Annotated in this window: 5 protein-coding genes; 3 read left to right on the top strand and 2 right to left on the bottom strand. The window is 30.1% G+C overall.

Annotated elements, in window-relative coordinates:
* Window positions 1-99 precede the first annotated feature (99 nt).
* Window positions 100-1,917: an ATP-dependent nuclease gene (locus HM982_RS18000; RefSeq protein WP_179354719.1), complete on the top strand. Its 1,818-nt coding sequence runs from the start codon at window positions 100-102 to the stop codon at window positions 1,915-1,917.
* A gap of 180 nt (window positions 1,918-2,097) precedes the next feature.
* On the opposite strand, the gene HM982_RS17995 is transcribed toward HM982_RS18000, so the two are convergent.
* Window positions 2,098-2,694 (bottom strand): P63C domain-containing protein, encoded by a 597-nt coding sequence (locus HM982_RS17995; protein ID WP_179354718.1) that lies wholly within the window; start codon window positions 2,692-2,694, stop codon window positions 2,098-2,100.
* 5 nt (window positions 2,695-2,699) lie between these two features.
* Window positions 2,700-3,926, bottom strand: coding sequence for an ImmA/IrrE family metallo-endopeptidase (locus HM982_RS17990; RefSeq protein ID WP_179354717.1), 1,227 nt, complete (start codon window positions 3,924-3,926; stop codon window positions 2,700-2,702).
* Between the two features lie 866 nt (window positions 3,927-4,792).
* Between HM982_RS17990 and HM982_RS17985 the strand changes: the two genes are divergently transcribed.
* Together HM982_RS17985 and HM982_RS17980 are read left to right on the top strand one after the other, a co-directional pair.
* The gene (locus HM982_RS17985) at window positions 4,793-5,290 is read left to right on the top strand and encodes a hypothetical protein (protein WP_179354716.1); all 498 of its coding nucleotides are present in this window, start codon (window positions 4,793-4,795) and stop codon (window positions 5,288-5,290) included.
* 176 nt (window positions 5,291-5,466) lie between these two features.
* Window positions 5,467-6,516, top strand: coding sequence for a hypothetical protein (locus HM982_RS17980; protein WP_179354715.1), 1,050 nt, complete (start codon window positions 5,467-5,469; stop codon window positions 6,514-6,516).
* Window positions 6,517-6,731 lie beyond the last annotated feature (215 nt).

Here is a 6,731-nt window from a genome sequence, read left to right as displayed (position 1 = left end):
CGCTGGAATTTTCTATCTGTGATTTGTTTGTTAACTTAGTTGCTTAACTACGCAACTAACCATACACAAACACGTTACCAGCAATTAGACCAAACAACAATGATTCTAACTAAAATTAAAATACATCAATTTAAAGGAATTTCCGAAGAAAAGGAAATATCAATAGACGATTTCAATCTGATTGTGGGTCAAAATGATGCTGGAAAATCAACAATTCTAAAATCATTAGATTGTTTTTTAAATTCAAACAATCCTTCGTCTGATGACCTAAACAATAAAGCAGAGAATAACTTAATTACTATTACGCTTCATTTTAATCCTTCAAATCAAAATATTATAATTGACCAAAATATTGAGACAACTTTTGAAGAAGAAGAGTTGATTAATAACGCCAATGAATTAGTAATAAAAAAAGTTTGGGATGTTTCCAAGTCTAGAATAACAGCAGATACATTCATAGAGAGAAAACAATACCTTGAAAATGATTTCATTTCATTAACAGAGGCTCAATTAATTACAGCCTGTGGGAATTTAGGCATAGATACTCAAAAGGCTAATGGTGAGAATTTTAACAACAAAGAAAAAAGGCAAAAAATACGACAACATAATATAAATTCTGGAACTGATTTTACTTACGTAATGGAAAAACTTCCAACTTCTGGAAGTAATCGTTTCAAAATAATACACGACAGAATAAAAGGAATTCTGCCAAGATTTGAGTATTTCAAAGCAGATACTTCTCTATCAGAAACAGATACAGCAATTCAAAAATTCTTTAAAACTTTAGCAATAAAAACGCTAGAAGAAGAAATCGACACTTCCGATGTTGAAGATACGATACAAGCTAAACTTGGAGAAGTTTTAAAAAAAATTACAACTAAAATAAATGATGTTGTCCCAAGTGAGGAAAATGTCGAACCAGTAATAGACTTTGACTGGACAAAATTAGTATCTACAAAATTTAAAAGTACAGATGATGGAACGGAAGTTCCGTTAAGTTCAAGAGGTGATGGATTCAGAAGAATTACAATAATGGCTTATTTCGAATATCTTGCTGAACAACAAAAATCTGAACACCAAAAAATAATTTTTGGTTTAGAAGAACCTGAAACTTTTCTTCATCCATCTGCACAGGAAAGTCTATTCCATAAATTAATTGCTTTATGTGAAAATGACTACCAAGTTATTGTATCAACTCATTCACCTATAATTGTTTCAAATAGCAAAAAAGAAAAAATAACACATATACATAAAACAGGAGGAACATATAACGTTGAACAACAAATTGACGATATAACATCTATTGCAACCGATTTAGGGATAAAAGTTGATAATCAATTTATTTCTTTATTTGATAAAGCAAAGGTATTATTGCTAGTAGAAGGAATTGATGATGCAAATGCATTAAATCATCTTTGTAAAGAGTATAAAGCTAATGGACTTATTAATCACGATTTTACTGAACTTGAAATTGCTATTATACCTATTGGTGGTTGTGACAGTATTAAACATTGGGTTTCATTAAACCTTTTATCAACTTTAGACAAACCTTTTTTAATATTTCAAGATAGCGACAAAACAAATGCAGGTGAACAATCACCAACAAAGACTGCTTTAGAAAGTTTAGGTTTCGTTGACGGTACAGATTTTATCATTTCAAAGAAAAGAAATTTAGAAAATTATATTTCATCGACAGCATTGAATAGATTAGTGCCTAATTCAAATATAAATCACGATGATTGGAGTAACGTAAAACAATTGTGTGGGAAACACCAATTAGCTGGCAGACTTGGAGGTCGTGGTGTTGCAGATAGACATTTCAAAAATTTGACTTTTGCAGAATTACGAACGACCTTTTTTGATGGAAATGAAGATGAATTTATTAATATACACACATTAGCTAGTTCAAAATTATAAGAAATAACTGCTGGTAACACCGTATATAATTTATTGCTAGTTCTAGCCTACTTACGAAAATCCTCGCGGATTTTCTATTCGGTTTTTATTTGCTAAATTAGGTGCTTAAACCACGCAACAAACCATATACAAACACGTTGTGCATAATGCGGAGAAACTTACTGCTGAAAGAAAAATTCGTTATAAAAGCTTAAATTTCAGCTGATAAGGCACATTATATTTTTTGCAATATTCAACTCTAAAGCTATCCCAATCGCCAAATTGACTCATTAACTCAGTTGCTTGAGAAATAAATAACGACAATTCATTTCTTGCACCTGGAGTAAGATATTGATGATGTTTGTATTTTCTTGTTCCTGTTATTACAAAAGGATTGACTATTCTTAAAAACGGTAGAACCTCTTGCGAAAATCTGAAATAAATTATCTCATTTGTTAATCGTCCAGCTTGCCAAGGTTTTTCAGCTATAATACCTTTATAGTGCCAATTATTCAATCGAAACATTTCTTTGTAATAATCTTGTGTGAAAATCGCCTTATATTCTGCTGGTTTTCTTAAAATCCGACTGTCAATGTTTTTAATTTTCCATAAATCCTCAATTGTTGAGAGTAGTTTACGTTTTTCATTTTCAGTATCTAATTCTTTATCGGAAAACCTGTTCTTTACTTTTGACTCAGTTTGGTCAATAATAAATCTTTTAAGGAATTCTTGATTTTTCTTTCCCTGTAAAACTTTTAACTGTTCTATTTCTTCAGGATTCAATTTGGTATTCTTCATCGCTATTAATTATAAATTTTATTTCTCACTTTTTTGATATGGTCACCGAAAGTAAAATCATCCAAAAAATTATGTTCTAATTTTGATTTTAACTTTTCTATATTCGGATTTAATTTTTTAGCTCTTCCCCAAGCATATTTATCAGAACTCGGAGCATCAAATGCATAGAATACGTAAGCAAAACTTGGGTCAACATTGTTGGATATAGCATATTGCTTGATAAACTCGTGATTATTAATAAATGCACCTGCTTCCTTTGTTTTTTCTTTTGAGAAAAGATATTCTCTTGCAAAATTATCGGCTTCAATTTCATTTTGAGATTCACTATCCAAGCTTTTTTGTCCTTCCTGAGATATGTGATAATTTGAAAGTTGTATTTCATCCCAGTCAAATAAGACGTGATATAACTCGTGAACCAAAGCGAACCATAATGTTGGATAAAACCCTACATAGTCTGTTAATGCTATACAAGGCTTGTCATTTATCTCAAAAGTTGCACCTCTAATATGTAAGGAAGGAAAAGATGGAATAAAAACTACAGTTATTCCTAATTGATATAATTGTTTTATAACATTCACAAGACCGTTTTCAACGTCCATTGATTGCCATCTAATCTGAGGGAAATAATCGATTAATTTATCACGACTATAAACATTTGGGTTTCTTAATTCAATGCAAGATTGTTCAGCTAAGTAAACCCAGTTTTTCACGCTACAATTACGTTTTGCTCTTTTCCCTGAACTAAAAGCAACATTAATATCAGGTTCAGAATATTCGAAAATATTCTTTAAACCAAAGTAATTACATATCGACTTAACAATATCATTATAATCTGTCAAGGACTTTATTAAACCTACTTTTTTTAGTTCTGCTAAATTGAATTTCTCATTAATAAATTCAACCATTTCGTTGGTTCGATTTATATCATTTCCAACATTATGAACTTCATTAACTTTTTGTAAATAAAGTGTAGCTATCTGTTCCAAATCAGTACCTAAAAAATTTGATAATTTTATCAATTGAGTGTAATCTAACATTTTTTGTTCACCCGAAAGAATTCCTTCTAATGTACGTACACTCATTCCCATAATATTTAACGCAGTCGTTTTAGGAATATCTAAACTTTCAAGTCTATTTATAAATAGCTCATCTAAAGTTTCTACTATTTTAGTAGGCTTAGGCTCGAATAATCTTTTTAGGATATCATCACTATCAGATTTTATGTTTCCCATATAATTATATACTCTTTTTAATATTTAAATATTATTTTTGACTAAAGTAAAACAAATAATGCATACATACATTTTTTATTTTACTAACTTTTAAAATGTTATTAACAATTAAAATCGGAATAAATGAAAGACGTCTGAACAGAAAAGCACTATGCACAACACCGTGTATAATTAATGGCTAGTACTCGCCTATTTACGAAAATCCTCGCGGATTTTCTATTCGGTTTTTATTTACTAACTTAGTTGCTTAAACACGCCACTAACCATACACAAACACGTTAGCAGCAAGCAGTCACGTTTTGCTAATGTAGTTTCTAATCCACGAGTTTTTTATTTCTACTCACGATAAAAATCTCAATCGAATAATCTAACTTGATAAACAGTTCGCAAAATTAACGCCGGATTTATTACTCAGACGGATAAGCCGAATTGACTAAGATTGCGGAACAACAACGTTGGATTTATTACTCAGATGAATCAGCAGAACTGATTAGAATTACGGAAAATAACGCTGGAAAATAGGAACCATTAAAATTAGAATTTACGAGAACCATAGAGAAAACCATCAACTCACTCTACTCTATTTTAATTTACAAAACTTTACGGCCGATCTGAACGTGAAAAAACCAATCTGAACGTAGTTAGACACCAAAAACGGAGTTATACGCTAAAATCAATGATATAGATGTCTAATTAAACTGTGTGGAATTTAAAAGCCGGCTGCTAACACCGTGTATAATTAATTGCTTTTTTGTGCTTACTTACGAAAATTCCTGCGGAATTTTCTCTGGTCCGTAAAAGTTTGCTAAATTAGCTACCCAACCACGCAACTAACCATACACAAACACGTTGGCAGTAATTTGAAAATGACGAACTTTAGAATTGAAAAAGACAAATTATTATCAGAATTGGATTCTGAAATTAAACGAAATCCCGACAATGAAATTCTGAAATCTTTAAAACGGAATTTGAATTCATTTCAATCTGTTTCTGACTTGAATGGAGTTTTAAGCAGAACTGTTGTCGATAGTCTCGATTTTGAATTGAAAATTGGAGAAAAATTAATTGAATTTGAGAATTATTTCTCTGACTTTTCGAATTCAATTCGTTCGGCTGAATTGAGAAGTTTAGCGAAAAAATTAATTAAGAAAAATACGCGAATTACATTTTACGGAAAAGCTTGGTCTGAAAATACAGCTGACTGGATTTATTTTGACAAAGTGCTTGACTTAAAAAAAATACGAAACAAATTCGCATTCGGAAAAAACATAATTGAACATCAGAATTTGGACAATAAGTCTGGATTGGAAAGCGGATTTATAGACAAAAATACTAACGAGGGAATAATGGGAAAAGTAAAATAAAAACTACTGCCAACACCGTGTATAATTAATTGCTAGGTTCTAGCCTACTTGCGAAAATTCCTGCGGAATTTTCACGGGTTCGTAAATGTTTGCTAACTTAGTCGCTAAACCACGCAACTAACCATACACAAACACGTTAGCATACATTTGACCAACACCTTCAATAAAAGTAAACTATGGGATTTAACATTTCAGGATTAGTAATAAATAAAAATTATGAAAAAAATTTCAATGAGTTGCAAAACATACTTGGTTGGAATTTAATTAAAGGCGAAAAAATTGATTTTGAAACAGCATCATCTAATTGGAAGGAAGAAAATTACTGTGATGTATATTTTTCTGAAAACGGAACTATAATTTTTCTGAATATTGATTATTGTACTAGCGGATATCCATTAGAGAATGTGAATACTTTAACATTTGGATATTCAGAAGTATCAATGACTTTTTTGTTAGATTATTTCGAAAAAGGGACTGAACACCGGTCAATTATGGAAGCACAAGGCGAAAGAGTTTTTGACGAAGGTAAAAGACTTGCAGTTGAAGATAGATTTGAGGAAATGACCGAAATAATATGGAATCAGATAGAAATTGTTTTGGGCAAAAATTTTCACCAAATTGATAATTCAGAAGTTGCACATAGATATTATTTTAAAAAAAAGGAATCTACTGATAATGATATTAGCGAAAAAGAGATTCAAATAAATAAAGTAAACATTTTAGAACCTTTAGATGTAAAATATTTTTCAGAAGATGAATTAATAGAATACTTTAATAAAATTGTCATTTATTGCAAGGATAATAAAATTAATTTTTTTTTACACCCAACTTTACTAAATGATAAAAATAAAACGGTGGTTCAAAACATCGTTGACATTAAATACTACATCGGAAGTAAAGAGAATTTATTAAATGTTGTAAGACCCAAATTTCCAATGGAAGGATATTATATGATTGGTAAATTTAAAAAAGATAACGTAGATTTTAAGACTTCAAAATTGTTATTTGATTTGATTGAAAATTATAAAATTGAAAACATTGAAAACACTAAAATCAAGACAGCTAAAGTTGCAAATAATAAATGGATTGAAATTGACAAAAAATTAGATGATAATTCTAAAGCAAGTGATTCTGATTTTGTTCTTTTGATTATAACAATAATTGTATTATTAGCTTTTTTTGGTGGACTTATTTATGTTATATATAATATTTCCACCTTACCTTAATAAAAAACGTATGCTAACACCGTGTATAATTAATTGCTTGGTTCTTGCCTACTTGCGAAAATTCCTGCGGAATTTTCACGGGTTCGTAAATGTTTATTAACTTAGTTGCTTAACCACGCAACTAACCATACACAAACACGTTGTGCATAATTTGAGAAAACTCACGAATTGAATAAAATAATAGGAATTATATTGACAATTTTACTTCTGATTTC

This window comes from Winogradskyella vidalii (genome assembly GCF_013403955.1).
GTDB classification, from domain to species: Bacteria; Bacteroidota; Bacteroidia; order Flavobacteriales; family Flavobacteriaceae; genus Winogradskyella; species Winogradskyella vidalii.
Note: the sequence above shows the minus strand (reverse complement) of the source record. Positions and strands in the feature narration are given on the sequence as shown.

Bases quoted from the DNA above. Each gene is read 5' to 3' on its own strand.
- HM982_RS18000 (WP_179354719.1), top strand. From the start codon at position 100: ATGATTCTAACTAAAATTAAAATACATCAATTTAAAGGAATTTCCGAA.
- HM982_RS17995 (WP_179354718.1), bottom strand. From the start codon at position 2,694: ATGAAGAATACCAAATTGAATCCTGAAGAAATAGAACAGTTAAAAGTT.
- HM982_RS17990 (WP_179354717.1), bottom strand. From the start codon at position 3,926: ATGGGAAACATAAAATCTGATAGTGATGATATCCTAAAAAGATTATTC.
- HM982_RS17985 (WP_179354716.1), top strand. From the start codon at position 4,793: ATGACGAACTTTAGAATTGAAAAAGACAAATTATTATCAGAATTGGAT.
- HM982_RS17980 (WP_179354715.1), top strand. From the start codon at position 5,467: ATGGGATTTAACATTTCAGGATTAGTAATAAATAAAAATTATGAAAAA.